General features: G+C 75.3%; 17 protein-coding genes. 8 read left to right on the top strand and 9 right to left on the bottom strand.

Features of this window, described 5'->3' with window-relative positions; all coding sequences use genetic code 11:
* The first annotated feature begins 53 nt into the window (after nucleotides 1-53).
* Nucleotides 54-842 (top strand): alpha/beta fold hydrolase, encoded by a 789-nt coding sequence (locus ABIE39_RS10540; RefSeq protein WP_175009187.1) that lies wholly within the window; start codon nucleotides 54-56, stop codon nucleotides 840-842.
* A 15-nt stretch (nucleotides 843-857) separates the two neighbouring features.
* Here the strand turns inward: ABIE39_RS10540 and ABIE39_RS10545 are convergent, their stop codons facing one another.
* Together ABIE39_RS10545 and ABIE39_RS10550 are read right to left on the bottom strand one after the other, a co-directional pair.
* Nucleotides 858-1,307 carry a hypothetical protein gene (locus tag ABIE39_RS10545; RefSeq protein WP_175009188.1) on the bottom strand — a complete coding sequence of 150 codons (450 nt, stop codon included), beginning with the start codon at nucleotides 1,305-1,307 and terminating at the stop codon, nucleotides 858-860.
* A gap of 4 nt (nucleotides 1,308-1,311) precedes the next feature.
* The gene (locus tag ABIE39_RS10550) at nucleotides 1,312-2,787 is read right to left on the bottom strand and encodes a coiled-coil domain-containing protein (protein WP_175009189.1); all 1,476 of its coding nucleotides are present in this window, start codon (nucleotides 2,785-2,787) and stop codon (nucleotides 1,312-1,314) included.
* Nucleotides 2,788-3,151: 364 nt separating this feature from the next.
* Here ABIE39_RS10550 and ABIE39_RS10555 point away from each other — a divergent pair, with 364 nt between their 5' ends.
* Genes ABIE39_RS10555 through ABIE39_RS10565 form a run of 3 tightly spaced genes read left to right on the top strand, consistent with a single transcriptional unit; the run spans nucleotide 3,152 to nucleotide 6,374 of the window.
* Nucleotides 3,152-4,369, top strand: coding sequence for a hypothetical protein (locus ABIE39_RS10555; protein WP_354051660.1), 1,218 nt, complete (start codon nucleotides 3,152-3,154; stop codon nucleotides 4,367-4,369).
* On the top strand, nucleotides 4,366-5,403 hold the full coding sequence (locus ABIE39_RS10560; RefSeq protein ID WP_175009191.1) for a DUF8094 domain-containing protein: 1,038 nt from the start codon (nucleotides 4,366-4,368) through the stop codon (nucleotides 5,401-5,403). Before ABIE39_RS10555 ends, ABIE39_RS10560 begins: the two co-directional genes overlap by 4 nt.
* Before the next feature lie 20 nt (nucleotides 5,404-5,423).
* Entirely contained in the window at nucleotides 5,424-6,374 is a 951-nt protein-coding gene (locus ABIE39_RS10565) for a tetratricopeptide repeat protein (RefSeq protein ID WP_175009192.1), read from the top strand.
* A gap of 383 nt (nucleotides 6,375-6,757) precedes the next feature.
* Here ABIE39_RS10565 and glgB read toward each other — a convergent pair whose 3' ends face one another.
* From glgB to ABIE39_RS10585, 4 genes are all read right to left on the bottom strand, one after another.
* The gene (glgB, locus tag ABIE39_RS10570) at nucleotides 6,758-8,989 is read right to left on the bottom strand and encodes a 1,4-alpha-glucan branching protein GlgB (RefSeq protein WP_175009975.1); all 2,232 of its coding nucleotides are present in this window, start codon (nucleotides 8,987-8,989) and stop codon (nucleotides 6,758-6,760) included.
* An 84-nt stretch (nucleotides 8,990-9,073) separates the two neighbouring features.
* Nucleotides 9,074-10,567 carry a maltokinase N-terminal cap-like domain-containing protein gene (locus ABIE39_RS10575; RefSeq protein ID WP_354051663.1) on the bottom strand — a complete coding sequence of 498 codons (1,494 nt, stop codon included), beginning with the start codon at nucleotides 10,565-10,567 and terminating at the stop codon, nucleotides 9,074-9,076.
* 81 nt (nucleotides 10,568-10,648) lie between these two features.
* Nucleotides 10,649-12,370, bottom strand: a complete 1,722-nt coding sequence (treS, locus tag ABIE39_RS10580) for a maltose alpha-D-glucosyltransferase (RefSeq protein ID WP_354051665.1) — start codon at nucleotides 12,368-12,370, stop codon at nucleotides 10,649-10,651.
* Between the two features lie 80 nt (nucleotides 12,371-12,450).
* Nucleotides 12,451-14,580, bottom strand: coding sequence for an alpha-1,4-glucan--maltose-1-phosphate maltosyltransferase (locus ABIE39_RS10585; RefSeq protein ID WP_502914852.1), 2,130 nt, complete (start codon nucleotides 14,578-14,580; stop codon nucleotides 12,451-12,453).
* Between the two features lie 162 nt (nucleotides 14,581-14,742).
* Between ABIE39_RS10585 and glgP the strand changes: the two genes are divergently transcribed.
* Together glgP and ABIE39_RS10595 are read left to right on the top strand one after the other, a co-directional pair.
* Nucleotides 14,743-17,349, top strand: coding sequence for an alpha-glucan family phosphorylase (gene glgP, locus ABIE39_RS10590; RefSeq protein WP_209829595.1), 2,607 nt, complete (start codon nucleotides 14,743-14,745; stop codon nucleotides 17,347-17,349).
* 413 nt (nucleotides 17,350-17,762) lie between these two features.
* Complete coding sequence (locus ABIE39_RS10595) at nucleotides 17,763-18,695, top strand: type IV toxin-antitoxin system AbiEi family antitoxin (protein WP_354051667.1); 933 nt, start codon at nucleotides 17,763-17,765, stop codon at nucleotides 18,693-18,695.
* Between the two features lie 106 nt (nucleotides 18,696-18,801).
* Here ABIE39_RS10595 and ABIE39_RS10600 read toward each other — a convergent pair whose 3' ends face one another.
* The 3 genes from ABIE39_RS10600 to glgX form a co-directional block, all read right to left on the bottom strand.
* On the bottom strand, nucleotides 18,802-19,977 hold the full coding sequence (locus tag ABIE39_RS10600) for a hypothetical protein (RefSeq protein ID WP_108051087.1): 1,176 nt from the start codon (nucleotides 19,975-19,977) through the stop codon (nucleotides 18,802-18,804).
* A gap of 20 nt (nucleotides 19,978-19,997) precedes the next feature.
* Entirely contained in the window at nucleotides 19,998-21,752 is a 1,755-nt protein-coding gene (locus ABIE39_RS10605; protein ID WP_354051669.1) for an FAD-binding dehydrogenase, read from the bottom strand.
* A 136-nt stretch (nucleotides 21,753-21,888) separates the two neighbouring features.
* The gene (gene glgX / locus ABIE39_RS10610; RefSeq protein ID WP_354051701.1) at nucleotides 21,889-24,273 is read right to left on the bottom strand and encodes a glycogen debranching protein GlgX; all 2,385 of its coding nucleotides are present in this window, start codon (nucleotides 24,271-24,273) and stop codon (nucleotides 21,889-21,891) included.
* A gap of 151 nt (nucleotides 24,274-24,424) precedes the next feature.
* On the opposite strand from glgX, the gene ABIE39_RS10615 reads away from it, so the two are divergent.
* Together ABIE39_RS10615 and ABIE39_RS10620 are read left to right on the top strand one after the other, a co-directional pair.
* Nucleotides 24,425-25,240, top strand: coding sequence for an electron transfer flavoprotein subunit beta/FixA family protein (locus ABIE39_RS10615; protein ID WP_175009967.1), 816 nt, complete (start codon nucleotides 24,425-24,427; stop codon nucleotides 25,238-25,240).
* A 13-nt stretch (nucleotides 25,241-25,253) separates the two neighbouring features.
* Nucleotides 25,254-26,261, top strand: coding sequence for an FAD-binding protein (locus ABIE39_RS10620; RefSeq protein ID WP_175009966.1), 1,008 nt, complete (start codon nucleotides 25,254-25,256; stop codon nucleotides 26,259-26,261).
* Nucleotides 26,262-26,314 lie beyond the last annotated feature (53 nt).

Genomic DNA, 26,314 nt, shown 5'->3' on the forward strand with positions numbered 1-26,314 from the left:
CCGCGTGGCGGCGCGAGGCGTCGCGCGCACCCGACCGACCCCAGGAGGACCACGTGACGACGGCACCGCTCGAGACCTTCACGCTGCGCGAGGGGTACGGGACCCCGCTCGTGCTGCTGCACGGCTTCCCGCTCGACCACCGGATGTGGGCGGACGTCGCGGAGGCCCTGCCGGGCGAGCCCACCGTCGTCGCCGTCGACCTCCCGGGCCTGGGCGCGAGCCCGCTCGGGGACGAGCCGCCGTCGATCGAGGCGGCGGCCGACGCGACCGCCGACGCGCTCGCCGCGGCGGGGATCACGCGCGCGGTCGTCGCGGGCCTGTCGATGGGCGGCTACGTGGCCCTCGCGTTCGCGGAGCGCCGGCCGGAGCTGGTCGCCGGGCTCGGGCTCGTCGACACCAAGTCCACGGCCGACTCCGACGACGCCCGCGCCAACCGGCTGCGCATCGCCGACGAGGCGGCGAGCTCGCAGACCGTCGACGCCGTCCTCGGCATGCCGGGGGTCCTCCTCGGCGAGACGAGCAAGGCCGCACGGCCGCACCTGACGGCCCGGCTCGAGGAGTGGATCCGTGCGCAGCGGCCCGACGGCGTGGCGTGGTCGCAGCGGGCGATGGCGGCCCGCCCCGACCGCACGTCCGTCCTCGCGGGGTTCGCGGGGCCGGTCGCCGTGGTCGTGGGCGAGGAGGACCAGGTCACGCCGGTGGCGGAGGCGGAGCACATGGTCGCCGCGGCGCCGACCGCGCAGCTCGTGCAGGTGACGGGCGCGGGACACATGAGCGCGGTCGAGGACCCCGCCGCGGTGGCCGATGCGCTCGCGGACCTCCTGGCGCGAGCGGCCGTCTGAGCCGCTGACCGCGCGTCAGCGCCCGTCGAGCACGAGCGCGAGCGCGTCGGCGAGGTCGATCGACTCGCCGTCCCGCCCGCCCTTGCCGAGCACGAGCGGCGGGTCGGACGGCTCGACCGCGACGCCCCGCAGGCGCGCGAGCACGCCGCCGGGCACCGAGAGCACGTAGAACTCACCGTCCTCGCCGACGGCGACGCTGCGGTTGCGGCGCAGGTACCACCCGCGCAGCGGGGTGCGGTACGTCGCGATGCCGTCGAACGCGCGGGCGCGGAGCGGCTCGGGAGCGAGACCCCGTGCGCGCGCCCGCCCGACGAAGTCGGCGAGCAGGGCCCGGGCCGCATCGCTCTCGCGGGCGCGCTGCCGGTCGAGCTCGCGCTGCTGGTGCGCGGCGGCCTCGGTCCGCTGCCGACGCCAGTCGTCGGCAGCGGACCCCGAGGGGCCCGACGGGCCCGCGCCGGTCGGCACGGCGTCAGGCCGAGGCGGGGGCGTCGGACTCCGCGCCCGGCTTCGTCTCGGCGGACTTCGCGTCCGTGGGCTTCGCGTCGGCCGCCTTCGCGTCCGCCGACTTCGCCGGGCCGCGCTTCGTCGGCGCCTCGACCGTCCCGACCCGCTGCGCGGACTCCTCGGGGACGACCGGGAACTCGGCCGTCATCAGCGTCGCGGCGCGCGCCTGCTGCGCGGGCGTCCCGGCGGGGACCGCCTTCTTCGCGGGGGCCTTCGTGGCCTCGCCCTCGCTGCCGAGCAGACCGCGGAGCTCGTCGAGGTAGGTGTTGATCGAGTCGTGCTGACGCGTGAGGTCCTCGAGCTGGCGCTGGGCGACGTTGCGCTGCTGCTCGGCCTCGGCCTTGGCGTCGCTCACCGTCTGGTCGGCGAACGCGCGGGCCTCGGCGACGACCTGGTCGGCGTTGCGGCGCGCCGTCGACAGGAGGTCCTTCACGTACGCGTCGGACTCGCTGCGGACCTTCTCCGCCTGCCGGAGCGCGTGGGCGACACGCTTCTCCGCCTCCGCGGCGTGCTCCTCGGCCGTCGAGACGAGCTTCTCCGTCTCCGCCTTGGCGGCGGCGTGGCGCTCGGCGTTCTCGCGCTCCGCCTCCTCGCGGCGGCGCACGACCTCGAGCTCGGCGTCCGCGAGGGCGGTGCGGGCCTGGTCGCGCAGCGCCTCCATCTCGGACGTGACGGCGTTCGCCGCCTCGGTCGCCTTGCGCTGCGCCTCGTCCACCTGGCGCTGCGCCTCGCGACGAGCGTTCTCCAGCAGCTCGGCCGACTCGCGCTCGGCGGCCTCGCGCTGTGCCGCCGTCTCCGCCGCCACGCGTGCGCGGAGCTCCGCGGCCTCGCGCTCGGTCGTGACGCGCAGCTCCGTCGTCTCGCGCTCCGCCGTCGCACGCAGCGTGCCGAGCTCGCGCTCGAGCGACGCGCGCCGCTCGCTCTCCTCCGTGGCGAGCGCGCTCTGGATGCGCGCAGCCTCGCGCTCCGCGGAGCCCACGAGCTCCTCCGCGCGGCGCTGGGCGCTGAGCAGCGTGCCCTCGGCCTCGGACGCGCTCGTGGAGCGGATCTCCTCCGACTCCAGGCGCGCGCTGTTGAGCAGCTCGGCGACCTCGTTCTCGGCGCGGGACCGGACCTGGCCGGCGGAGAGCTTCGCGCGCGCCATGATGTCGGCCGCCTGGGCGTTGGCCTGCGACAGGATGTCCGCCGACTGCTCCTCCGCCGAGCGCAGGAGCTGCTCGATGCGGGACCCGAGCCCCGCGTACGACGGCCGGTCCGCCTCGCGGAGCTGGCGCTGGGCGTCGTTGAGCTCGCTCGTGAGCTGCATGGCGCGGGCGTCCGCCGCCTCGACGCGCGCCCGCGCGTCCTCCACGGCCTTCTCCAGCTTGGCGAGCTGGGCCTCGACCTGGACGCGGTCGTACCCGCGCATCGTGATGGGGAAGAGCGTGCGCTCGTCGGACACGTCGATGACCTCCGGTGCTGAGTCGTCGCGGCTTCCGCCGCCGGGCGGCGTCCCCTCCCGGGGAGGGAGGGCGCGGCGGTCGTGCCACGGCCCCGCCGTGCTCCGACCAGGATACGGGGATCACGCTGTCCTGAATACCCGGATTGGTGGGGGTGAGACGATGGTCGCAGTGCTGCGCGCGCCGCCGTCCCCCGCGCGGACGGCGGCCCTTCCCGCCGTCGGGCACGGTGTTCCCTGGGAGCGGTGAGACCGTGGCGGGAGGGGCACGTGAACGGTTCGTGAGGATCCACAGGCGACGCGTCTCGGTCGATCCACGAGGGGTTTCGCACCTATCCTGGAACGTCGATCGACGAAGGGAACCTCGGTGCTGCAACGAATCATCGCCGCCCTCCTGCTCGTAGGAGGACTGGTCGCCGTCGGCCTCGGTGTCGCGTCCGCCACCGTCTGGCGGGACAGCGACACGGTCGTGGCGACCACGGCGTACACCGGCGACGGCACGGTGCTCGTCACCGCGCCCGGGGTCCTGGACCTCGTCGCCGAGGACGTGACGATCCGCGCGACAGCACCCGGGGAGCAGCAGGTCACCCTCGCGATCGGCCGCGAGGCCGACGTGACCGGGTGGGTCGGCGAGGACCCGCACGGCCTGGTCACCGGCCTGTCCGACTGGGACGCGCTCGCGACGCGCGCCGTCGAGGCACCGGCCGCGGAGGACGAGCCCGCGGAGGGCGAGGCGCCCGCGGAGGGCGAGGCGCCCGCGGACGGCGAGAGCCCGGCCGACGCCGAGACGCCGGCCGACGCCGAGAGCCCGGCCGAGGGTGAGACGCCCGCCGAGGGCGAGACGCCGGCCGAGGGCGACGCGGCCGCGGAGGCCCCCGTCGTCGGCGTCGACCCCGCCGGCTCCGACATGTGGCTGGAAGAGGCGACGGGCGCCGGCTCGGCGAGCCTGCGCTGGTCCGACCAGCCCGGCCGCTGGCAGCTCCTCGCCGCCGGCGTGGGCGAGGGCGCCGTCGCTCCGACCGTCGAGCTGTCGTGGCCGCGCCAGGTCGAGACGCCGTTCCTGTGGCCCGGTGTCATCGGCGGCGCCGTCCTCATCCTCCTCGGTCTCGGCATCGGGGCGGCGAGCCTGCGGCCACGCCGCCGTGGTCCCTCCGGCGGCACCACGACCTCCGCGACCCCCGCGGTCGCGGCGGCCGGCGCGACGGAGGGCACGTCGTCGGACGAGGACGGCACGCCCGACGGCGAGGTGCCGACCGACACGGCCCAGGTGCGCATGCTCACGCGACGTGAGCTGCGCGAGCGCGAGGAGGCCGACCGCCTCGCGCAGCAGCAGGCCCGCGGGCAGAAGCCGCGGCGCGCGTGGCTCACCGGCCAGATCCCGATCGTCGCGCGCGGCGAGCGCCGCCCGCGGACCGCGGCCCAGCCGGCCGTCGACGCGAGCGCGCACCCGACCACGGAGGACAGCGCGACCACGCGCGCCGACGCCTGGCGCCGGGCGTGGGGCTTCACGCCCGGCAGCGGCGAGAGCGCCCCGGCGCCCGCACCCGAGAGCGACCCGGACGAGACGAAGGACAGCACCCGATGACCAGCACCGCCCGCGACACGGCCCGCGCCCGCCGCGCCCGTCGTCACCTCGGCGGGGTGGCCGGGGGACTGGTCGGCGCGCTCCTGCTCGCCGCCTGCTCCGCACCCCTCCCGACGCCCGAGCCCGACCCCACGCAGGACCCGCCGCCGCCCGTCCTCACCGAGGCGCAGGAGACCGCCGTCCTCGACGCGGTCGCCGCGGCGCTCGCTGCCGCGAGCGAGACCAACGACGCGGCGCAGCTCGAGGGCCGTGTCACGGGCCCCGCCCTCGCGATCCGTTCGAGCCAGCTCGCCGTCGCCGCCGCGCGGGGCAACGCCGACCTCGTGACCGAGCTCCCGACGGAGGCGCAGCAGGTCGTCATCCCGACGACGCAGACCTGGCCGCGCACGTCGTTCGCCGTGAGCGTGCAGCCCGAGAACCTGCAGACGCCCCGCCTGTCCGTCCTGGAGCAGGACACGGCGCGCGGCGACTACCAGCTCTGGGCGTGGGTCCGCCTCCTGCCCGGCGTCACCATGCCGAGCTTCGCGGACCCGAGCATCGGGAGCGAGGACGTCGCGCCCGACGACTCGAGCCTGCTCGTCACGCCCACGGACGCCGTCGCGCAGTACGCCGACGTGCTGAACCTGGGCGGGGGATCCGGGTTCGCGGGGTCCTTCGAGGAGGACTCGTTCCGCACGCTGCTCGCCAAGCGCGCGCAGGACTGGACGACGGCGCTCGAGCCCGCCGCCGGCGCCTACGCGCTGACGTTCACGCCCAACCCCGACGAGCCCGTGCGCGCGGTCCGGACCGCGGACGGCGGCGCCCTCGTGGTCGGGGCCATGACCTCGCAGGAGTCGATGACGGCCGAGGAGGGCGCGCAGGTGCCCCCGGACACCGAGTCGATCAAGGCGCTGTACGGGGACAAGGCCCCGACGAACGTGCTGAAGGTCGGGTACGTCGACGTCGTCGCGCTCTACGTGCCGCCGGCGGGATCCGAGGAGAAGATCCGCGTGGTGGGCAACGAGCACGTCGCGACGTCGGTCGCGAACTCCTGACGCTCCGTAGGATTGCGTCCATGAGCGAACCCACCCAGCCCACGTTCGACGTGCGCGGCGCGGTCGACCTGTCCGCGCTGACCAGGCCGCAGTCACCCCCGCCCGGCGAGGAGGGCGGCGCGCCCGCCGCGGGCGGGTACGTCGTCGACGTCACGGACGAGACGTTCGGTCAGCTCGTCCAGGACTCGGCGCAGTACCCGGTCGTCGTGCTCCTGTGGATCCCGACGGACCAGGCGAACGCGCAGCTCGGCACCGACCTCGGCGCGCTGGCCGACGAGTACGCCGGCCGCTTCCTCCTGGCCCGGGTCGATGCCCAGGCGTACCCGCAGATCACGGCCGCGTTCCAGGTCCAGGGCGTGCCGACCGTCGTCGCGATCCTCCAGGGCCAGCCGGTGCCGCTGTTCCAGGGCGCGGCGCCCGTCGAGCAGGTGCGCGCCGTGCTCGACCAGGTGCTCCAGGCGGCCGAGGCGAACGGCGTGACGGGCCGCGCGCCTGCACAGGGCGCCGACGGCGAGCCCGAGCGCCCCGCGGAGCCCGTCGCGGAGCCCGAGCCCGAGCTCCCGCCGCTGCACCAGGAGGCGTACGACGCGATCGAGCGCGACGACCTCGACGCCGCGGTCGCGGCCTACGAGAAGGCGATCAAGCAGGACCCGCGCGACGCGCTCGCCGTCGCGGGGCTCGCGCAGGTCCGCCTCCTCCAGCGCACGCGCGACGCGGACCTCGCGACGGTCCGTGCCGCAGCCGCCGCCGCACCGCAGGACGTCGACGCCCAGCTCGCCATCGCCGACCTCGACATCCTCGGCGGCCACGTCGACGACGCGCTCGGCCGCCTGCTCGACCTCCTGCCCGGCGCCGACGACGACGGCAAGGAGAAGCTCCGCGTGCGGCTCCTCGACTACTTCGAGGTCGTGGGCCCCACCGACCCCCGCGTCGGCAAGGCCCGCCAGCGCCTCGCGATCAGCCTCTACTGACGCACCCGAGCCACGCACGACGGCGGCCGGGGACCCCCCCGGGGCCCGGCCCCCGCGGGGGGGCCGGGCCCCCCCCGGGTCGCGGGGGGCTGGGGGGGGGGGGGGCGCGCCCACCGGGGGGCGGCCACCTCACGGTGACCGGCCGCCGTCGTGCGGCCGGTCACCGCGAGGTGACCGGCTGGCATGGTGCCGAGGAGGCAGCGCCAAGGGTGAGACGAAGCCGGGTGGGTGGGGCGGTGGCGCCGGGTCGTGGCGGGCCTGGCGGGGGGAGCCGCGAGGAACGAGCGGCGGATGGTAGACCCGGCGCCACCGCCCCACCCACCACCCAGGGCGACCAGACCTCGACCTCGGCGACCAGACCTCGACCTCGGCGAACCAGGCCTCTACCTCGACGACGGGACGAGGTACAGCGCGCCCAGCGGAGGGACGCGCAGGGCCGCGGAGAACGCGCGTCCCTTCCACGGCACGGGCTCCGCCTCGACCTCGCCGAGGTTGCCGACGCCGGAGCCGCCGTAGACCTCCGCGTCGGTGTTGAGGACCTCCCGCCACGCGCCACCCGACGGCAGCGCGACGCGGTAGCCCTCGTGCGGCGTCCCGGCGAAGTTCACGACGACCGCGACCTCGCTGCCGTCGCGCCCGCGGCGCACGTAGGCGAGGACGTTGTGGTCGGCGTCGTCGGCGTCGAGCCACTCGAACCCCGCGGGGTCGTGGTCGAGCTCCCACAGGGCCGGGGTCGCGCGGTAGAGCGCGTTGAGGTCGCGCACGGCGCGCTGCACGCCCTGCCGGCCCGGGTCGGCCGCGAGGCCGTCCCAGTCGAGCGACCGGCCCTCGTTCCACTCGGAGTGCTGGCCGATCTCGCTGCCCATGAAGAGGAGCTGCTTGCCGGGGTGCGACCACTGGTAGGCGAGGAACGCGCGGACGCCGGCGCGCTTCTGCCAGTCGTCGCCGGGCATCTTCCCGTACAGCGAGCCCTTGCCGTGCACGACCTCGTCGTGGCTGATGGGGAGCACGAACTGCTCGGAGTACGCGTAGACCATGGAGAACGTGATCTCGTGGTGGTGGTACCGGCGGTTGATCGGCTCCTCGGCGACGTAGCGCAGGGAGTCGTTCATCCAGCCCATGTTCCACTTGAGCCCGAACCCCAGGCCGCCCGCGGAGGTGGGCCGGGTGACGCCCGGCCACGCCGTCGACTCCTCGGCGATCATCATGACCCCGGGCGTGCGCCGGTACGCGGTGGCGTTGGCCTCCTGGAGGAACGCGATGGCCTCGAGGTTCTCGCGCCCGCCGTGCACGTTGGGGTGCCACTGGCCGGGACCGCGCGAGTAGTCGAGGTAGAGCATGGACGCGACGGCGTCGACGCGCAGCGCGTCGACGTGGAACTCCTCGAGCCAGTAGGTCGCGTTGGCGACGAGGAAGTTGCGGACCTCGTTGCGGCCGAAGTCGAAGACGTACGTGCCCCAGTCGGGCTGCTCGCCGCGCAGCGGGTCGGCGTGCTCGTAGCAGGGGGTGCCGTCGAAGCGGGCGAGGGCCCACTCGTCGCGCGGGAAGTGCGCGGGCACCCAGTCGACGACGACGCCGATCCCGGCGGCGTGCAGGCGGTCGACGAGGTAGCGGAAGTCGTCGGGGTGGCCGAAGCGTGACGTCGGGGCGTAGTAGCCCGTGACCTGGTAGCCCCACGACCCGCCGAACGGGTGCTCGGCGACGGGCAGGAGCTCGACGTGGGTGAACCCCTGCTCGACGACGTACGCCGTGAGCTGCTCCGCGAGGTCGCGGTAGGACAGCCCCTGGCGCCACGAGCCGAGGTGCACCTCGTAGATGCTGAGCGGCCGCGTGTGGGGGTCGTGCGCGGCGCGCTCGGCGAGCCACGCGTCGTCCGACCACTCGTACCGGGACTCGACCACGATGCTCGCCGTCGCCGGGGGCACCTCGGCCGCCTTGGCGAGCGGGTCGGCCTTCTGGCGCCACGAGCCGTCGGGCCCGAGGATCTCGTACTTGTAGCGCGCGCCCGCGACGACGCCGGGCACGAAGAGCTCCCACACCCCGGTCGAGCCGAGGGAGCGCATGGGGTGCGTGGGGCCCCAGCCGTTGAAGTCCCCGATGACGCGGACCGCGCGCGCGTTCGGCGCCCAGACGGCGAACGCCGTGCCGGTCGTGTCGCCGAGGTCGCTCGGGTAGGTGCGGACGTTCGCCCCGAGCGCGCGCCACAGCTCCTCGTGCCGACCCTCGCGGATCAGGTGCAGGTCGACGTCGCCGAGCGTGGGCAGGAACCGGTAGGGGTCGTCGACGGTCGTGGCCTCGTGCCCGTATCGCGTGCGGACGCGGTAGTCGGGAGCGTGCCGCGTGCCGTCGGCGTCCTGGTGCACCGGCACGACGGCGGCCCACACCCCGTCCTGCTCGTGCGCTGCCGGGTGCTCGCCGTCGGCGGTGACGACGACGACCTCGTCCGCGAGCGGGCGCAGGACGCGGACGACGGCCCGCGCGTCCCTGGCGTCGTCCGCGAGGTGCGGGCCGAGCACGGCGTGCGGGTCGAACGTGCGCCCGCCCGCGGCCGCGGCGAGGGCGTCCGGCGGCACGACGACGGGGGGCGGGGTGGCGGAAGCGGCGGGCCCGGTCATGGGGCAACCTTTCCACGTCCCGCGCGCCCCCACAGGACGGGCTCGCCGGACGGTCCGGTGCGTGCGCCCGGGCGACCGCGCACGTCAGGCGTTGCCCGCGAGGAGCCGGTCCACGGCGGCGAGAGGGATGGGCTCCCAGTCGGGGCGGTTGCGCGACTCGTAGACGACCTCGTAGAGCGCCTTGTCGAGCGTGAGCGCCCGGACGAGCGCCTCCGACGTCGCGTGGTCGACGCCCGCGGTGTCCGCGCGCTCGTACGCGTCGAGGAACGCGGCGCGCGCCTGCACGGCCCACGCGGCGTCGGGCGCGCGCCCGACGGCGGCCGCGTAGTCGAACGAGCGCACGATCCCGGCGACGTCGCGCAGCGCGAGGTCGGGCCGGGTGCGCTCCGCGACCGGCCGCAGCGGCTCGCCCTCGAAGTCGAGCACCTTCCAGCCGAACCGGCGGGCGTGCAGCACCTGCCCGAGGTGGAGGTCGCCGTGGACGGTCTGGAGCCGCGGGAGGGCGTCGGGGACGCGCGTGACGGACGCGAGCCGTGCCGCCGTGCGGTCCCAGAACGCGGCGATCTCGGTCGCGCGCCGGCCGAGCGCGCCCGACGACGCGACGGCCTCGTCCGAGCGGCGCCGCAGGTCGGCGACGAGCCACCGCGCGTCCACGGGGGAGCCCACGTCGAACGCGCGCCGGAGCGCGGCGTGCAGGTCGGCGAGGACCCGTCCGAGGTCGGCGGCGAGGTCGGCGAACGACGACCCCTGCCCGGCGTACGCGCACGCGAGGTCGAAGCCGTCGCGCGCGCCGTCGACGAACTCGCTGAGGATCGCGAGGTGCGCCGAGCGCGGCGCCGTCGGGTCCGGTACGTGGCCCGGGCGGGCCGGGTCGTCCTGCGCGTCCCAGCCCACCTCGAGCCATGCGAGCGGTCGCGGGACGCCCGCCCACCCCTGCGCGGCGAGCGCGCGCGGGATGGTCAGGTCAGGGTTGGGCCCGATCGCGATGGCCCGCAGGACCTTGAGCATCGTCCCGCCGGCGACCCCGGGGAGCAGCACCGAGCTGTTCGACTGCTCGACGCTCAGAGCGCGCCCGCCCGCGAGGTCGACGGGGTCGGCGCTCGCTGCTCCGGTGGCCGGGGTCGTGCCCCACTCGGCCACGGCCAGGAGCGCCGCCCAGCACGCCGGGTGCGCGGCGCCGTCGTGCACGAGCCAGGACGTCCCGGCGGTCGCGCCGCTCCCGGCGTCGTGCACCGTCCCGAGCGGGGCGGCGGGGGCGCGCCCCGGCCCGGCGGGCGTGGCGGGGGTGCCCGCCGGGTCCGCGGCGCCCGTGGTACCCGCCGCCGCGTCGACCGGCTCGAGGACGAGCGGCACCTGCACGACGAGGTCGACGCCGTCCCCGAGCAGCCGCAGCAGGTGGAGGACGACGCGCGGGGCCCGCGCCGGGTCCGGCGCCGCCGGGACGTCGAGCGCGAACGACAGCCACGGCACGTGCTGCACCTCGACGCCCTTGACGGGGTACCACCGGCGCTCCGGCAGCCACGCGTCGAGGAGCGTCATGAGCTCCGAGGAGGGAAGGTCCGTCCGTCGGAGCGTCATGCAGGCCTCCTGGGGCTGGTCGTCGGCAGGTCGTGTCGGGCAGGCACCATCCGACCACGAGGCGCCCGATCTCGCCGTCCGTCAGGCGGTCGTGCCCTCGGGACCCCCGACGACGAGCCAGTAGAAGTCGCGCGAGCCCCACGTCATGACGACGCGCCCGTCGTCCCCGACCGCCGGGAAGCGCGCGCCGCCGAACACGTCGGTGAGCGTCGCGCCCGCGTGCCCCGGCAGGTGCACCGCCGCGGACCGGGCGGTCGCGGAGAGGTTCGCCACGCACAGGACGGTCTCCGTGGGCGTGCGCCGCAGGAACGCGAGGATCGACTCGTTGTCGCACTCGAGCGCCACGAAGTCTCCCGTGCCGAACGCCTTGTGGCGGCGCCGGACCTTGAGCATGCCGTGCACCCAGTGCAGCAGGGACGTCGACTGCTCGAGCTGCGCCTCCACGTTCACGTAGCCGTAGTGGTGGACGAGCGACTGCACGAGCGGCAGGTACACCTTGCCCGGGTCCGCGGTGGAGAACCCGGCGTTGCGGTCCGGCGTCCACTGCATGGGCGTGCGCACGGCGTCGCGGTCGGGCAGCCAGATGTTGTCGCCCATCCCGATCTCGTCGCCGTAGTACAGGCACGGGCTGCCCGGGAGCGAGAGCAGCAGCGCGTGCGCGAGCTCGACCTCCTTGCGCGAGTTGTCGAGCAGGGGCGCCAGCCGACGGCGGATGCCGACGTTGGCGCGCATGCGCGGGTCGGGCGCGTACCACCCGTACATCGACGCGCGCTCCTCCGTCGAGACCATCTCGAGCGTCAGCTCGTCGTGGTTGCGCAGGAACGTGCTCCACTGCGCGCCCGCGGGGATGTCGGGCGTGTCGGCGAGGATCTCGAGGACCTGGTTCGCCCGCTGGTCGCGGATCGCGTAGAAGATGCGCGGCATGACGGGGAAGTGGAAGCACATGTGGCACTCCGGCTCCTCCTCGGTGCCGAAGTAGTCCACGACGTCGCGCGGCCACTGGTTCGCCTCGGCGAGGAGGATGCGACCCGGGAACTCGGTGTCCACCATGCGCCGCACGCGGCGCAGGAACTCGTGCGTCTGCGGCAGGTTCTCGCAGTTGGTGCCCTCGGCCTCGTAGAGGTACGGCACCGCGTCGAGGCGGAAGCCGTCGACCCCCACCTGCAGCCAGAACCGCGCGACGTCGAGCATCGCGTCGGCGACGCGCGGGTTCTCGAAGTTGAGGTCGGGCTGGTGGGAGAAGAACCGGTGCCAGAAGAACTGGCGCCGCACCGGGTCGAACGTCCAGTTGGACGTCTCCGTGTCGACGAAGATGATGCGCGCGTCCTGGTAGCGCGTGTCGTCGTCGCTCCACACGTAGAAGTCGCCGTACGGGCCCTCCGGGTCGGCGCGCGACGCCTGGAACCACGGGTGCTGGTCGCTCGTGTGGTTCATGACGAGGTCGATGACGACGCGCATCCCGCGCGCGTGCGCCTCGCTCACGAGCTCCGCGAAGTCCGACGTCGAGCCGTACTGCGGCGCGATCGCCGTGTAGTCGGACACGTCGTAGCCGCCGTCGCGCAGCGGCGACGGGTAGAACGGCGGCAGCCACAGCGCGTCGATGCCCAGCCACTGGAGGTAGTCGAGGCGGTCGATGAGCCCGCGCAGGTCGCCCGTCCCGCTGCCGTCGGAGTCGGAGAACGCGCGGACGATCACCTCGTAGAACACGGCTGTGCGGTACCAGTCCGGGTCGTCCGACAGCCCCGGGCGCGTCTCGACGGGCGGCGCAGGCTGGCGGCGCGGCGGGAGGGCGGCGACGGGCACGGGTGCGGTGGTCGGGGACACGGGCGCGGGACCGGCGGCGGGTCCCCGGACGGGGACCGGGGCCGCGTCCCGGGGGAGCGTCACGACGCCCTCACGTGGATGACGTGCGCGACCTGGCGCAGCGGTTCGAGGCGCACGTACACGTCCTGGCCCCAGCCGTAGCTCTCGCCGGTCAGCTCGTCGTGCGCGACGAACGACGGCGCCCAGGGGTCCTGGCCGTCCGCGAGCGGAGGGAGGCCGAGGGCCGCGAGGTCCAGGTGCACGTTCGACTCCTGCGGGGAGCGGGGGTCGAGGTTCACCACGACGACGACCGTGTCCGCCTCGCCGGTCGGCGAGTGCTCGGCCGGCAGGTGGCGCGAGAACGCGAGCACCTGGTCGTTCGTCGTCGGGTGCACCGTGAGGTTGCGGAGCTGGCGCAGCGCGGGGTGGTCGCGGCGGATCTCGTTGAGCCGCGTGAGCAGCGTCGAGATCCCGATCTCGTCGGCGAGCGCCCAGTCGCGCGGCTTGTACTCGTACTTCTCGTTGTCGATCTGCTCCTCGACGCCCGGGCGCGGCACGTTCTCGACGAGCTCGTAGCCGGAGTAGATCCCCCACGTGGGCGAGCCGAGGGCGGCGAGCACCGCGCGCACCGCGAAGCCTGCCACGCCGCCGTGCTGGAGGTACGGCGGGAGGATGTCGTGGGTCGTGGGCCAGAAGCTCGGGCGCATGTAGGCGCCGGCCTCGCCCGAGACCTCGGTGAGGTACTCCGCGAGCTCGTCGCGCGTGTTGCGCCAGGTGAAGTACGTGTACGACTGGTGGAACCCGATGCGCGCGAGCGTGTGCATCATCGCGGGCTTGGTGAACGCCTCGGAGAGGAACACGACCTCGGGGTTCGTCGCGCGCACCTCGGCGAGCAGCCACTCCCAGAAGTCGAGCGGCTTGGTGTGCGGGTTGTCGACGCGGAACGCGGTGACGCCGCGGTCGATCCACACGCGCACGACGCGCAGCACCTCGGTGTAGATGCCCTCGGGGTCGTTGTCGAAGTTGAGCGGGTAGATGTCCTGGTACTTCTTCGGCGGGTTCTCGGCGTACGCGATGGAGCCGTCGGCGCGCGTCGTGAACCACTCGGGGTGCTCGGTGACCCAGGGGTGGTCGGGCGAGCACTGGAGCGCGAGGTCGATCGCGACCTCCAGCCCGTGCCGCCGGGCCTCCTTGACGAACGCGCGGAACGTGCGCTCGCTGCCGAGCTCGGGGTGGATCGCGTCGTGGCCGCCGTCCTTCGACCCGATGGCGTACGGGCTGCCCGGGTCGCCGGGGAGCGCGGTGAGGGAGTTGTTGCGGCCCTTGCGGTGCGTCGTCCCGATGGGGTGGACGGGCGTCAGGTAGACGACGTCGAAGCCCATCTCCGCGATCGCGGGCAGACGGCGGGCGGCGGCGGTGAACGTGCCCGAGCGCCAGCGCCCGTCCTTGAGCCGTCGGGCGCCCTCGGAGCGCGGGAACATCTCGTACCACGCGCCCGCGAGCGCGAGCGGGCGCTCGACGCGCAGCGGATAGGTGGCCGACGCCGTGACGTGGTCGCGCAGGGGGGCGCGCTCCAGGACGTCGCGCACCTCGGGCGACGTCGCCGCGACGAGCCGCGCCTCGGCGGGGCGGCTCGCGTCGGCGAGCGCGGCGAGCGCGTCGGCGAGCGTGCGGTCGTCTGCGGGGGCCCGGCGGCCGGGAATGCCGTCGCGCCCGGGGAGGGGGACGGCGTCGGCGAGGACGCGCTCGAAGAGCCGCACGCCCTCGGCGAGCATGAGCTCGACGTCGACGCCCGCCGCGACCTTGACCGTCGCGTCGTGCGCCCACGTGCCGTAGGGGTCGCTCCACGCCTCGACGCGCAGCGACCAGTCGCCGACCGCGTCCGGGTGGAGCGTGGCGCGGAACCGGTCGAGCCCGGGGGCGACGTCGACCATGGGCGCCGTGCGCTCGGTGCCGTCGGGCGCGACGAGGACGGCGGTCGCGGCGACGGCGTCGTGGCCCTCCCGGAAGACGGTCGCCTCGATCGGCACCATCTCGCCGACGACGGCCTTGGCGGGCCACCGGCCGCCCTCGACGACGGGCGACACCTCGAGCACGGGGATGCGTCCGACGGGCGCGGCGGGGGCGGGGGCGGGGGCGCCGCCTCGGGGACGAGGGGCACCGGTGGCGCGGGGGCGGTGCGGCGCGAGGGCCGGAGGGGTCGACGTCACACGCACAACGTATCGAGGGGCACGGGGGCCAGGCACGTGGGGGAGGGGTCGGCGCGTCGCGGACGGGTCTCGCACGTACCCGGGTGAAATTTCATGCAAGCGTTACACACAGGTTGCGGCGCGGGGGTGTGCACCGGCGCCAGGCTGCGTAGTCTCGTCCCCGTGAGAGCCATCCGACGGTTCACCGTCCGCACCCTGCTGCCCGCCGAGCTGCGCGACCTGGACGAGCTCGCGCACAACCTGCGCTGGTCCTGGCACGCGCCCACGCGCGACCTGTTCGCCGGTATCGACCCCGAGACGTGGGCGGCGGTCCACGGCGACCCCGTCGCGCTGCTCGGTGCGCTCGGGCCCGAGCGCCTCGCCGAGCTCGCCGCCGACGGCGCGTTCGTCGAGCGCGTGCGTGCCGCGGCGGCCGACCTGCGCCACTACCTCGACGACGCGCTGTGGTACCAGGAGCGTGCCGCGGAGGCGTCGGCGGAGGAGGGTGGCGCTCTCCCGGCCGCGATCGCGTACTTCTCGCCCGAGTTCGGCATCACGTCCGTGCTGCCCCAGTACTCCGGCGGCCTCGGCATCCTCGCCGGCGACCACCTCAAGAGCGCGAGCGACCTCGGCGTGCCGATCGTCGGCGTCGGGCTCCTCTACGGCGCCGGCTACTTCAAGCAGTCGCTCACGCGCGACGGCTGGCAGGTCGAGACGTACCCGCTCCTCGACCCGGACGGCCTGCCGCTCACCCTCCTGCGCGACGACGACGGCACGCCCGCGCGCGTCTCGCTCGCCCTGCCCGGGGGGCGGACGCTCCACGCGCACGTGTGGGTCGCGGCCGTCGGCCGCGTGCCGCTGCTCCTGCTCGACTCGAACGTGCCCGGCAACGACGAGGCCGCGCGCAAGGTGACCGACCGCCTCTACGGCGGCGGCGGCGAGCACCGCCTCCAGCAGGAGCTCCTGCTCGGCGTGGGCGGCGTGCGCGCGCTGCGCCTGTGGTCGCGCCTCACCGGCGCGCCGGAGCCCGAGGTGTACCACACCAACGAGGGCCACGCGGGGTTCCTCGGCGTCGAGCGCATCCGCGAGCTCGTCGAGCAGGGCCTGTCGTTCGACGCGGCGCTCGAGGCCGTTCGCGCCGCGACGGTCTTCACGACGCACACGCCCGTTCCCGCCGGCATCGACCGGTTCGGCCGCGACCTCGTCGCGCAGTACTTCGGCGGCGACATGGCGGTCGACGGCCTGCCCGTCGAGCGCGTCCTCGCCCTCGGGGCCGAGGACTACGACGGCGGCGACCCGACCGTGTTCAACATGGCCGTCATGGGCCTGCGCCTCGGCGGGCGGGCGAACGGCGTCTCGCTCCTGCACGGCGAGGTGTCGCGCGGGATGTTCGAGGGATTGTGGCCGGGCTTCGACGCCCGCGAGGTCCCCATCACCTCGGTGACGAACGGCGTCCACTCGCCCACGTGGGTCGACCCGGCGCTCGCGGCCCTCGAGGCCGAGCGGCTCGGGCTCGACGAGCTCACGGCCGAGCACGCGTCGTCGCGCTGGCTGCGCGGCGACGGGGACGGCGCCGTCGGCGACGGCGAGCTCTGGGCGATCCGGCGCGAGATGCGCGGCCGGCTCGTCGACGAGGCGCGTCGCCGCGTGCGCAAGTCCTGGCGCGAGCGCGGCGCGACCCCGGCGGAGCTGGGCTGGGTCGACGACGTGCTCTCGCCCGACGTCCTCACCATCGGGTTCGCGCGCCGCGTGCCCACGTACAAGCGGCTCACGCTCATGCTGCGCGACCCGGATCGCCTCAAGGCGCTGCTGCTGCACCCCGAGCGCCCGGTCCAGCTCGTCGTGGCGGGTAAGTCGCACCCTGCGGACGACCAGGGCAAGCGGCTCATCCAGCAGCTCGTGCGCTTCACGGACGACCCCGAGGTGCGGCACCGCATCGTCTTCCTGCCGAACTACGACATCGCCATGGCGCAGTCGCTCTACCCGGGCTGCGACGTCTGGCTCAACAACCCGCTGCGCCCGCTGGAGGCGTCCGGGACGTCGGGCATGAAGTCGGCGCTCAACGGCGGCCTCAACCTGTCGATCCTCGACGGGTGGTGGGACGAGTGGTACGACGGCGAGAACGGCTGGGCCATCCCGACCGCCGACGGCGTGGAGGACGCGGACCGTCGCGACGACCTCGAGGCCGCCGCGCTCTACGACCTCGTCGAGCAGCAGGTCGCGCCCCGCTTCTACGACCGCGACGCCGACGGCGTGCCCGGCCGGTGGCTCGAGATGGTGCGGCACACGCTCGCGACGCTCGGCCCCAAGGTCCAGGCGACGCGCATGGTCGGCGAGTACGTCACGCGCCTGTACGCCCCGGCCGCCGCGGCCGGGCGCGCGCTGGCCGCCGACGGGCTCGCACCCGCCCGGGAGCTCGCGCAGTGGAAGCACGCCGTGCGCGACGGCTGGTCGCGCGTGCGCGTGGACCACGTCGACTCGGCCGGCATCGGCGAGGTGCCTCAGGTCGGGGACCGCCTCACGGTCCGCGCGTACGTGTCGCTCGGCGACCTCCGCCCCGAGGACGTCCAGGTGCAGGTCGTGCACGGTCGCGTCAGCGAGGCCGACGTCATCGAGGAGTTCACGGCCGAGCCGCTCGCGCTCGCCGAGACGTACGAGGCCGGCCGCTACGCGTTCGCGGGCGACGTCGTGCTCGACGCGTCCGGACCGTTCGGCTACACCGTCCGCGTCGTCCCGACGCACGACGGCCTCCCGAGCGTCGCCGAGCTGGGCCTCGTCACCAACGCCTGACCCACTCCGCCGAGGTAGAGCCTTGGCCCCACGAGGTAGAAGTGCGGTCGCGCGAGGTAGAGGTGCGGTCACGCGAGGTAGAGGCGTGGTCACGTGATGCGGATGCGTCATACGGTGCGTGAGAGGGCCCGGCCGTCGTCGGCCGGGCCCTCTCGGCGCGTCCGAGCGTGGGTGGTGGTCGACGGGGCGGACCGTCGTACAGGGGCGCCGACCTCGTCGTCCACAGATCTGCCGCGCGCGCCCCGTGAGGGCGCGCTGACCGGCACGCTGGGCCGATGGACGAGACGACGGGCAGCATCCCGACCAGCCACGACCCGAGAGCACAGCGCAGCCTCGGGGCCGATCGAGTCCCGACCCGCCCCGCCGGTCGCTACACGGCGGACACCAACGGGCCTCGGAAGGTTCCGTCTGCTGTGCCCTACGTGCGTCGACGCCGCGCGGAGCTGGCGGCGCGAGCACGCGCTGGTGAGCTCGTGCGGGTGCGGCGCGGTGTCTACCTCCCCTCGGCGCACTCCGCGCCGTCGGAGCGCGAGGAGTGGCTGCTCGGCGAGGTGCGTGGGCTGGTCAGCCGGCTCAGGACACCGTTCTGGGTGAGCCACGACACCGCAGCTCTGCTCTGGGGGTGCTGGACGTGGCGGCTCCCGCCGTTCGCGCACCTGACCCAGCTCGGCCATCCGAACGTGACGCGAGAGCGCGACGTGGCTGTGCGCCGGCACTGGACCGATCTACCGGTCCGTGACCGCGCGGTCCTCGACGGCGTCCCTGTCACCAGCCTCGAGCGCACCCTCGTCGACTGTGCACGGTCGCTGCCGCTCGAGCGCAGCCTCGTCGTGGTCGACTCCGCGTTGCGCCTGGGTGCGGATCGGGACGTGGTGGAGTCGATCGTCGAGGAGTCGCGCGGCAAGCGCGGCATCGTGCGGGCACGCCGTGCTCTCGAGCTCGCGGACTCGAGGTCGGAGTCGCCGGGCGAGACGCTCGTGCGGCTCGCGGCCGTGCTCGGCGGTCTGCCCGCACCCCGGCCACAGGTACCGGTCGCGACGTCGCGCGGGACGTACGTCGTCGACCTGGCCTGGCTCGACGCCCGTCTGGTGATCGAGTTCGACGGGGCGGTGAAGTACTCCGGCGGGGCGTTCGGGGACCCGGCAGAGGTCCGGCGCGCGCAGGACGCCCGCGAGGCGGCGCTCGTGGCAGCGGGCTGGACGGTCGTGCGCTTCACCTGGGACGACCTGGGTGACCCGGTGGCGGTCGGCTGTCGTCTCGCGGAGTCACGCCGCCTCGCGCTCCGTCGCCGCGCCGACAGCTCGCGGCCCTCCGCGCCGAGGCAGAGCCCTGGTCGGTCGAGGTAGAGCCCCGGTCGGTCGAGGTAGAGGCGCGGTCATGAACCTGGCCTCTACTTCGGCCTACCTGGCCTCTACCTCGGCCGACCTCGGTTCTACGTCGCGGAGGCCGCCTCTATCTCGCGGGCGGGGGCGTGGCGAGGAGGTCGAGGTAGCGCGAGCGGGCGCGCACGACGTCGGCGAGCTGGGTCTCGATGCCGTCGACGAACTCCTCGCGGTACACGGCGTCGACCTGCACGGAGATCGCGTAGTAGAGCCCGGTGAACGTCGCGATCGCGACGGAGACGCGCAGCAGCGTCTGGGTCACGACGAGGTCCGCGCCGCCGACGCCGCCCCCGCCGACGAGCGAGAGCGTCCGCTGCCAGGTGCCGCCGTCGACGTCCCACAGCGCCATGACCTCGGGGGTCACCGTGAGCGTGCCGAGCGCCATGAAGAACACGCCCATGCCGAGGCTCACGACGAGGACCTGGAGGAGCTGGCTCGTCGCGATCATCGTCGCGAGGTTCGCCGTCTGGCCACGGCTGAAGCGTGCTGCGTCCTCGTGCCCGGGGTGCCGCGCGGCGGTCTCCGCGAGCGCCTCCCGGGCCTCGGCCGGCGACCGCAGACCGACGAACAGCACGACGAGCAGCGCGAAGAACGCGCCGAGCACGAGGTCGGCGACGCCGTGCGTCCGGTCGAACACCTGCCACACCTCGGCGTTGTAGAAGAGCACGAGGGAGAACACGAGCAGCAGCGGCAGCAGACGCACGAGGCGCAGCAGGGCGGCACCGAGCTCGTCGGTGACGCGCGCGAGCCCCCACCACAACGACGACAGCACGCCGTACCCGACGACGACGCGCACGACCCCGAGCAGCACGAGGTTGCCGACGACGGTGAGCAGGGCGTCGCCCCACTGCCCACCGAACACGACCGGCAGGAGGGCCGGCACGAGCACGAAGAACGCGAGCTCGGGGACGCCGACGGACTGCGGGAGCGTGGACCACGGCCGACCGCGCACCACGTTGAGCCCCGCGTACGCGGCCGCGACGATCGCCGCGGCACCGAGGAGCGCGAGCGCGTTCGCCCACGCGGGCCAGCCCGACCGCACCGCGCCGGAGAGCTCGGCGAGCAGCACGACGAGCAGGAACGGGGCGGACCGCCCGAACACGTCGCGGTCGAGCGAGTGCCCCTCGACGAGCAGCGGGAGACCGTTGCGGCGGAACAGGCGTTCGCAGGCGGGGACGTCGAGCTGGTCGACCGCCGCGGGGGCGCCCGGCGCGGGGGCCGGGGACGCGTCGTCGGGCACGGTCATGGTCGCCGACCCTACCCGGGTCAGCCGAGGTCGACGGCGACCGCGCGGCCGGCGACACGGCCGGAGTAGAGGCACCCGCCGAGGAACGTCCCCTCGAGCGCGCGGTGGCCGTGCACGCCGCCCCCGCCGAACCCTGCCGCCTCGCCGGCGGCCCAGAGCCCGGGCAGCACGGACCCGTCCGCGCGCAGGACCCGCGCGGAGCCATCCGTCCACAGCCCCCCGAGCGTCTTGCGCGTCAGCACGGAGAGGCGGACGGCGAGCAGCGGCCCGTCCTTCGGGGTCGTCAGCGGCCGCGGCGGCGACACGCGGATGAGCCGGTCGACGCGGTAGCGGCGGGCCATCGCCGTCGCGACGACCTGCGGGTCCTTGCCCAGCCCGGTGCGGACCTGCTCGTCGCGCAGCCGGACGACGCGGGCCAGCGCCGCGGGGTCGACGTGCCCGCGCGAGCCCGGCGTCGCCTCGACGAGCGCGTTCATCCGCACGGCGAGCTCCTCGGGCGTGTCCGCCCACACGAACTCCGGCGACTGCTCGGCGAAGCGCGCGACCGGCCCGACGGCGCCGGGCAGCACGCGCTGGGCGAGGAGCCGCACGTCCTTGCCGGTGAGGTCGGGGTTCTGCTCCGAGCCGGACAGCGCGAACTCCGACTCCATGATCGCCTTGTTGAGCACGAACCAGGAGTGGTCGTCGCCACGCTCGGTGACGTGCTGGAGCGCGCCGAGGGCGTCGAAGCCGGGGAACAGCGGCGCGGGCAGCCGGTTGCCGTCGGCGTCGAGCCAGAGCGAGCTCGGCCCGGGCAGGATCCGGATGCCGTGATCCGTCCACACCGGCGAGTGGTTCGCGATCCCCTCCGGGTAGTGCCACATGCGGTCCTCGTGCACGAGTGCCGCACCCGCGTCGGCGGCGACACCGATCATGAGCCCGTCGGTCGAGTCGGGGACGCCGGACAGCATGCGGGCGGGGAGCCGGCCCGCCGTCTGCGGCCAGCGCGAGCGCACGAGCTCGTGGTTCGCGCCGATGCCGCCGGAGGTCACGACGACGGCGCTCGCCGCGATCTCCACCTCCCCGACGACGGCGCGCGACGACGGCGCCCCGCGTTCGGCGTCCGACGGCGCGAGCACCTCCGCGCGCACGCCCGTCACCGCGCCGTCGGTCACGACCAGCGACGTGACCCGGTGCCGGAACCGCACGTCGAGCAGGCCCGCGGCGCGCGCGTCCAGGGCGGCGCGGACGAACGGCTCGAGGACGCCCGGGCCGGTGCCCCACGTGACGTGGAAGCGGGGCACGGAGTTCCCGTGCGCGCCCCCGGCGGACCCGTCGGCGCCCGAGCGCACCGGGTACCCGCCACGCTCCGCCCACTGCACGAGCGGGAACCACCGCACGCCCTTGTCGTGCAGCCAGCCGCGCATCTCGCCGGCGGCGAAGTCCACGAACCCCTGCGCCCACGCGTAGCCGTGCCGGTCGGGGCCCTCGCCGCGGTCCGCGCCGGGCGCGAACTGCGCGGACCCGAGCCAGTCGTCGAACGCGAGCTCGGCGGAGTCCGTGACGCCCATGCGCCGCTGCTCGGGCGAGCCGACGAGGAAGAGCCCGCCGAACGACCACCATGCCTGCCCGCCCAGGCTCGCCGCGGGCTCCTGGTCGAGCAGGACCACCCGGCGGCCCGCCGCCGTGAGCTCGGTCGCCGCGACGAGACCGGAGAGCCCGGCCCCTACGACGACGACCTCGGGGTCCTCGATCGTGGGAGAGCTGGGGGAGGAGTCGACCGCGCTGTCACTCATGCGGGAAGAGTAGAGCACGTGTCCAGACCCGGCGGGCGCGAGCGCCCACGGCTCTGCCTCGCGTGACCGCGCCTCCACCTCGCGTGACCAGGGCTCTACCTCGCGTGACCTGGGCTCTTCCTCGGGGACCTGGGCTCTACCTCGCGGGGCCGGGCGTCTGCCTCGGCGGGGTGGGGGAGACATACACGCGCAGGCTCAGCGCCTCGAGCCCGACGACGTCGCCCGGGCGGGCGGCGCTCTCGCCCGCGGCGCGGTCCGGGTCGTCCGGGTGCTCCCAGTCCGAGTCCCACGCGAGCTCCCAGCGCTCGGGCTCGCCGCCCGACTCGGCCCGCAGACCCGGGAGGGTCACGTCGACCGGGTCGAGCGCGCCGGTGAGCACGACGAGCACGTCGGCGTCGCCGGGCTCCGGAGCGGTCCGCAGCATCTGGAGCGTCCGGACGCCCGGGTCGTGCCACGCCCCGTGGTCCAGCGGTCCGCCGGCGGCATCGAACCACGCCAGGTCGGGCACCGCCGTCGGGCCGGGGCCGTGGCCGCCGTCGGCCGCCCCACCCGCCGCCGCGCCCCCTGCCCAGCCCGCCGCCCCGCCCGCTGCCGTGCCGGCGGCCGCACCGCCGGGGCCGTCCGGCGCCGCGGGGCGCGGGCGGCCGGTGAAGAACGCGTCGGGGCGCAGCGCGGCGTGCTCGCGCCGCAGGGCGAGGAGGTGGCGGGCGGTCGCCAGCAGGTCCTTGCGCCACGGGGACAGGTCCCACGAGACCCACGACGTCTCGTCGTCCTGCACGTAGGCGTTGTTGTTGCCGCGCTGGGTGCGGCCCATCTCGTCGCCCGCGGTGATCATCGGGGTGCCCGCGGCGAGCACGAGCGTCGCGAGCAGGTTGCGGATCGAGCGGCGGCGGAGCGGGGCGATCTCGACGCCGGGGCCGGCGAGCCCTCGGCCCGTGGTGGCGTCGGGCGCGACCGGGCCCTCGAGCCCGTGGTTCCAGGACCGGTTGTCGTCGGTCCCGTCGCGGTTGTCCTCGCCGTTCGCGAGGTTGTGCTTGTGGTCGTACGCGACGAGGTCGGCGAGCGTGAAGCCGTCGTGCGCGGTCACGTAGCTCACGGACGCGACGGGGCCGCGCACGAGCGGCGGGTCCGAGCGGCCGAACAGGTCGGCCGAGCCCGCGAGGCGCGTCGCGAGGTCCCGCACGCCGTGGCCCGGCCGCCCGTGCGACGCCTCGCGCGCGTCCGCGAGCCAGAACTGGCGGACGGCGTCGCGGAAGCGGTCGTTCCACTCGGCGAGCGGCGGCGGGAACTGCCCGGTGCGCCACCCGCCGGGGCCCACGTCCCAGGGCTCGGCGACGAGCTTGAGCCCGCACAGCACCGGGTCCGTCTGGAGCGCGACGAGGAACGGGTGGTCCGGGTCGAACCCGGTGGGGCCCCGGCCGAGCGTGACGGCGAGGTCGAACCGGAACCCGTCGACCCCGACGACCTCGGCCCAGTACCGCAGCGAGTCGAGCGCCGCCCGCACGACCGCCGGCCGCCGGAAGTCGAGCGAGTTGCCCGTCCCGGTGACGTCCGCGAGACGTGCGGGGGAGCCGCCGTCGTGCAGGTAGTACCCGGCGTTGTCGAGGCCGCGCCACGACAGGTGGTACCCGTCGGCCCCGCCCTCGCACGTGTGGTTGTGCACGACGTCGAGCAGCACCTCGATCCCCGCCTCGTGCAGCAGGTGCACCATGCCGCGCACCTCGTCGAGGACGGCGCCCGGCCCGGCCTCCTGCGCGGCGCGCGTGGCGTACGCGGCGTGGGGCGCGAAGAACCCGAGGGTCGAGTAGCCCCAGTAGTTGGTGCGGCCGCTCGCCAGGAGGTGTGGTTCCGGCACGTTGGCGTGCACCGGGAGCAGCTCGACGCTCGTGACCCCCAGGCTTTGCAGGTGCTCGATCGTCACCGGGTGCGCGACGCCCGCGTACGTGCCGCGCAGGTGCTCGGGCAGCGCCTCCAGACGCTGCGTGAGCCCGCGCACGTGCGCCTCGTAGACCACGGTGTCGCGCCACGGGACGCGCGGGCGGGGAGCGAGCGTCCCGGTCGGCTCGGCGACCACGACGGCGTGAGGCACGAACGGCAGCGAGTCGCGCGGGTCGGGCGGGCCGTACGGGTCGTCGCCGACCTGGCCGCGGATCGCCGGGTCGTCCACGAGTTCGCCGGCGAGGCCCCGGGCGTACGGGTCGACGAGCAGCTTCGCGGGGTTGTGCCGCAGGCCGGCGGCCGGGTCCCACGTCCCGTGGACGCGGAAGCCGTAGCGCTGGCCGGCGCCGACGCCCGGGACGTGGCCGTGCCACACGCCGTAGGCGGGGCCGGCGAGCGGGACCCGGCGCTCGCGGTAGCGCGCCGGGTCGTGCGCGGGGAGCGCCGCGTCCACCACGTCCACGAGGCACAGCTCGACGGCGGTCGCGTGCGACGCGAGCACGGCGACGTCGACGCCGTCGCCGGCGAGGCGGACCCCGAGCGGTGGGACGAGGGCGTGCCGGTCGACGCTCCCGGGGGCGATCGGCGGGACGGGTCTCGGGTCGGGCGACGGCTCGTGCACCCGTCCATTGTGGCGGGTGTCACCGGCTCCTCCGGTCGCCCGCCGGTAGGCTTCGGCGGATCGGGCCGGGTACCTCTCCGGCCGACCGCCCAGCGCACAGGGAGAGCAGCCGATGCGGATCGTCGTCGCCGTGAAGTACGTCCCGGACATCCACGCCGACCGGGGCTTCGAGGACGGCCGCGTGGTGCGCCGGGCCGACGAGGGCACGCTCAACGAGCTCGACGAGAACGCGGTCGAGGCCGCGCTGCGCCTCAAGGAGGCGCTGCCGGAGGAGGAGCGCGAGACCAGCGAGGTGGTCGTGCTCACCGTCGCCGGGCCGGACGCCGACGGCGCCGTGCGCCGCTCCTACCAGCTCGGCGCCGACCGCGGGGTTCGGGTGAGCGACGACGCGATCGCGGGCTCGGACTACTTCGGCACCGCACGCGTCCTCGCCGCCGCGGTGCGCCGCCTCGCCGACGAGGCCCCGGTGGACGTCGTCGTGACGGGCATGGCCGCGCTCGACGGGCTGGGATCCGTCGTCCCGGCGCTCCTGTCGGCCGAGCTCGGGCTGCCGCAGCTCACGCTCGCCGGGAGGCTCGAGGTCGAGGGCGAGCCGGGCGCACGCACCGCCCGCGTCACGCGCGAGCTCGACGGCGTCGAGGAGGTCCTCGAGGCGCCGCTCCCCGCCGTCGTGTCGGTGACCGACCACGCGAACGACCCGCGCATGCCGAACTTCAAGCTCATCATGGCGGCGCGCACGCGCCCCGTGGAGGCGTGGAGCCTCGCCGACCTCGGCGTCGACGCGGCGCTCGTCGGCGACGCGGGCGCCCGCACGCGCGTGCTCGACGCGTCGCCGCGGCCGCCGCGCCCCGACGCGGAGATCGTCGTCGACAAGGGCGAGGGCGGCCGCGCCCTCGCCGAGTTCCTCATCCGCAACGACCTGGTCTGAGAGGCGTCCGCACATGAGCACCCCCGGGGCCCGTACCGTCCTCGTCCTCCTCGACTCCGCAGCCACCGAGCTGCGGTCGCCCGTGCTGGAGCTGATCACCCTCGGCCGCGCGCTGGGGCGCGTGGAGGCCGTCGCGCTCGAGGCGCCGAGCGTCGGCGTCCTCGCCCAGCTCGGCGCGCACGGCGTCGCGCTCGTGCGCCAGGCCGAGCCGTCGTCCGGCGGCGAGGTCGTCACCGGCGACGCGCTGCACCTGACGCCCGTCGTCGCGGAGGTCCTCGCGGCGGCCGCGCGCGCGTCGCACGCCGACGCCGTCCTGCTGACGTCGTCGTTCCCGAACAAGGAGGCCGCGGCGCGCCTCGCGTTCCTCACGGGGGCCGGCCTCGTCGTCGACGCGTCCGCGCTGCACGACGACGGCACCCACCTCGTGGCCGACAAGCGCGTCTTCGCGGGCTCGTGGGACGTGCGCAGCGAGATCCTCACCGACCCGGCGGTGCTGACGCTCCGCGCGAACTCGGTGGTGCCCCAGCCGGCGGACGCCGCCGTCGCGACCGAGGTCGAGGCGCTGCGCGTCGAGCTGACCCCCGCGGCGACCGCGGCGCGCGTCGTGTCCCGCACGGTCGACGCGTCCGCGGGCGCGGGCCGTCCCGCGCTCGGGGAGGCCGCGATCGTCGTGGCCGGGGGCCGTGGCACGAACGGCGACTTCGCCCCCGTGGTCGAGCTCGCCGACGCGCTGGGCGCCGCCGTGGGCGCGACGCGCGACGCGGTCTACGAGGGCTGGCACGACCAGTTCGTCGGGCAGACGGGCGTCACCGTGGCACCGCGCGTGTACATCGGCGCGGGCATCTCCGGCGCCCCGCACCACCGTGGCGGCATGCAGGCGTCGCAGGTGATCGTCGCGGTGAACAACGACCCGGAGTGCCCGCTGTTCGAGATCTCGGACTTCGCGGTCGTGGGCGACCTCGCGGACGTGCTGCCGCAGGCGGCCGAGGTGCTGCGGGAGCACCGCGCGTCGCAGGGCTGACCGCCCGGTCGGCGCCGAGAGTTCACCCGGTGTCCTCCGGGCGGTGACCGGCC

The sequence above is a fragment of the Cellulosimicrobium sp. 4261 genome (assembly GCF_040546915.1).
In the GTDB taxonomy this organism is placed as follows: Bacteria; Actinomycetota; Actinomycetes; order Actinomycetales; family Cellulomonadaceae; genus Cellulosimicrobium; species Cellulosimicrobium cinnabarinum.

Excerpts from the sequence above, each read along its gene's own strand:
- ABIE39_RS10560 (WP_175009191.1), top strand. The coding sequence starts at position 4,366 with ATGACCAGCACCGCCCGCGACACGGCCCGCGCCCGCCGCGCCCGTCGT.
- ABIE39_RS10565 (WP_175009192.1), top strand. The coding sequence starts at position 5,424 with ATGAGCGAACCCACCCAGCCCACGTTCGACGTGCGCGGCGCGGTCGAC.
- glgB (WP_175009975.1), bottom strand. The coding sequence starts at position 8,989 with ATGACCGGGCCCGCCGCTTCCGCCACCCCGCCCCCCGTCGTCGTGCCG.
- ABIE39_RS10575 (WP_354051663.1), bottom strand. The coding sequence starts at position 10,567 with ATGACGCTCCGACGGACGGACCTTCCCTCCTCGGAGCTCATGACGCTC.
- ABIE39_RS10600 (WP_108051087.1), bottom strand. The coding sequence starts at position 19,977 with ATGACCGTGCCCGACGACGCGTCCCCGGCCCCCGCGCCGGGCGCCCCC.
- ABIE39_RS10605 (WP_354051669.1), bottom strand. The coding sequence starts at position 21,752 with ATGAGTGACAGCGCGGTCGACTCCTCCCCCAGCTCTCCCACGATCGAG.
- ABIE39_RS10615 (WP_175009967.1), top strand. The coding sequence starts at position 24,425 with ATGCGGATCGTCGTCGCCGTGAAGTACGTCCCGGACATCCACGCCGAC.
- ABIE39_RS10620 (WP_175009966.1), top strand. The coding sequence starts at position 25,254 with ATGAGCACCCCCGGGGCCCGTACCGTCCTCGTCCTCCTCGACTCCGCA.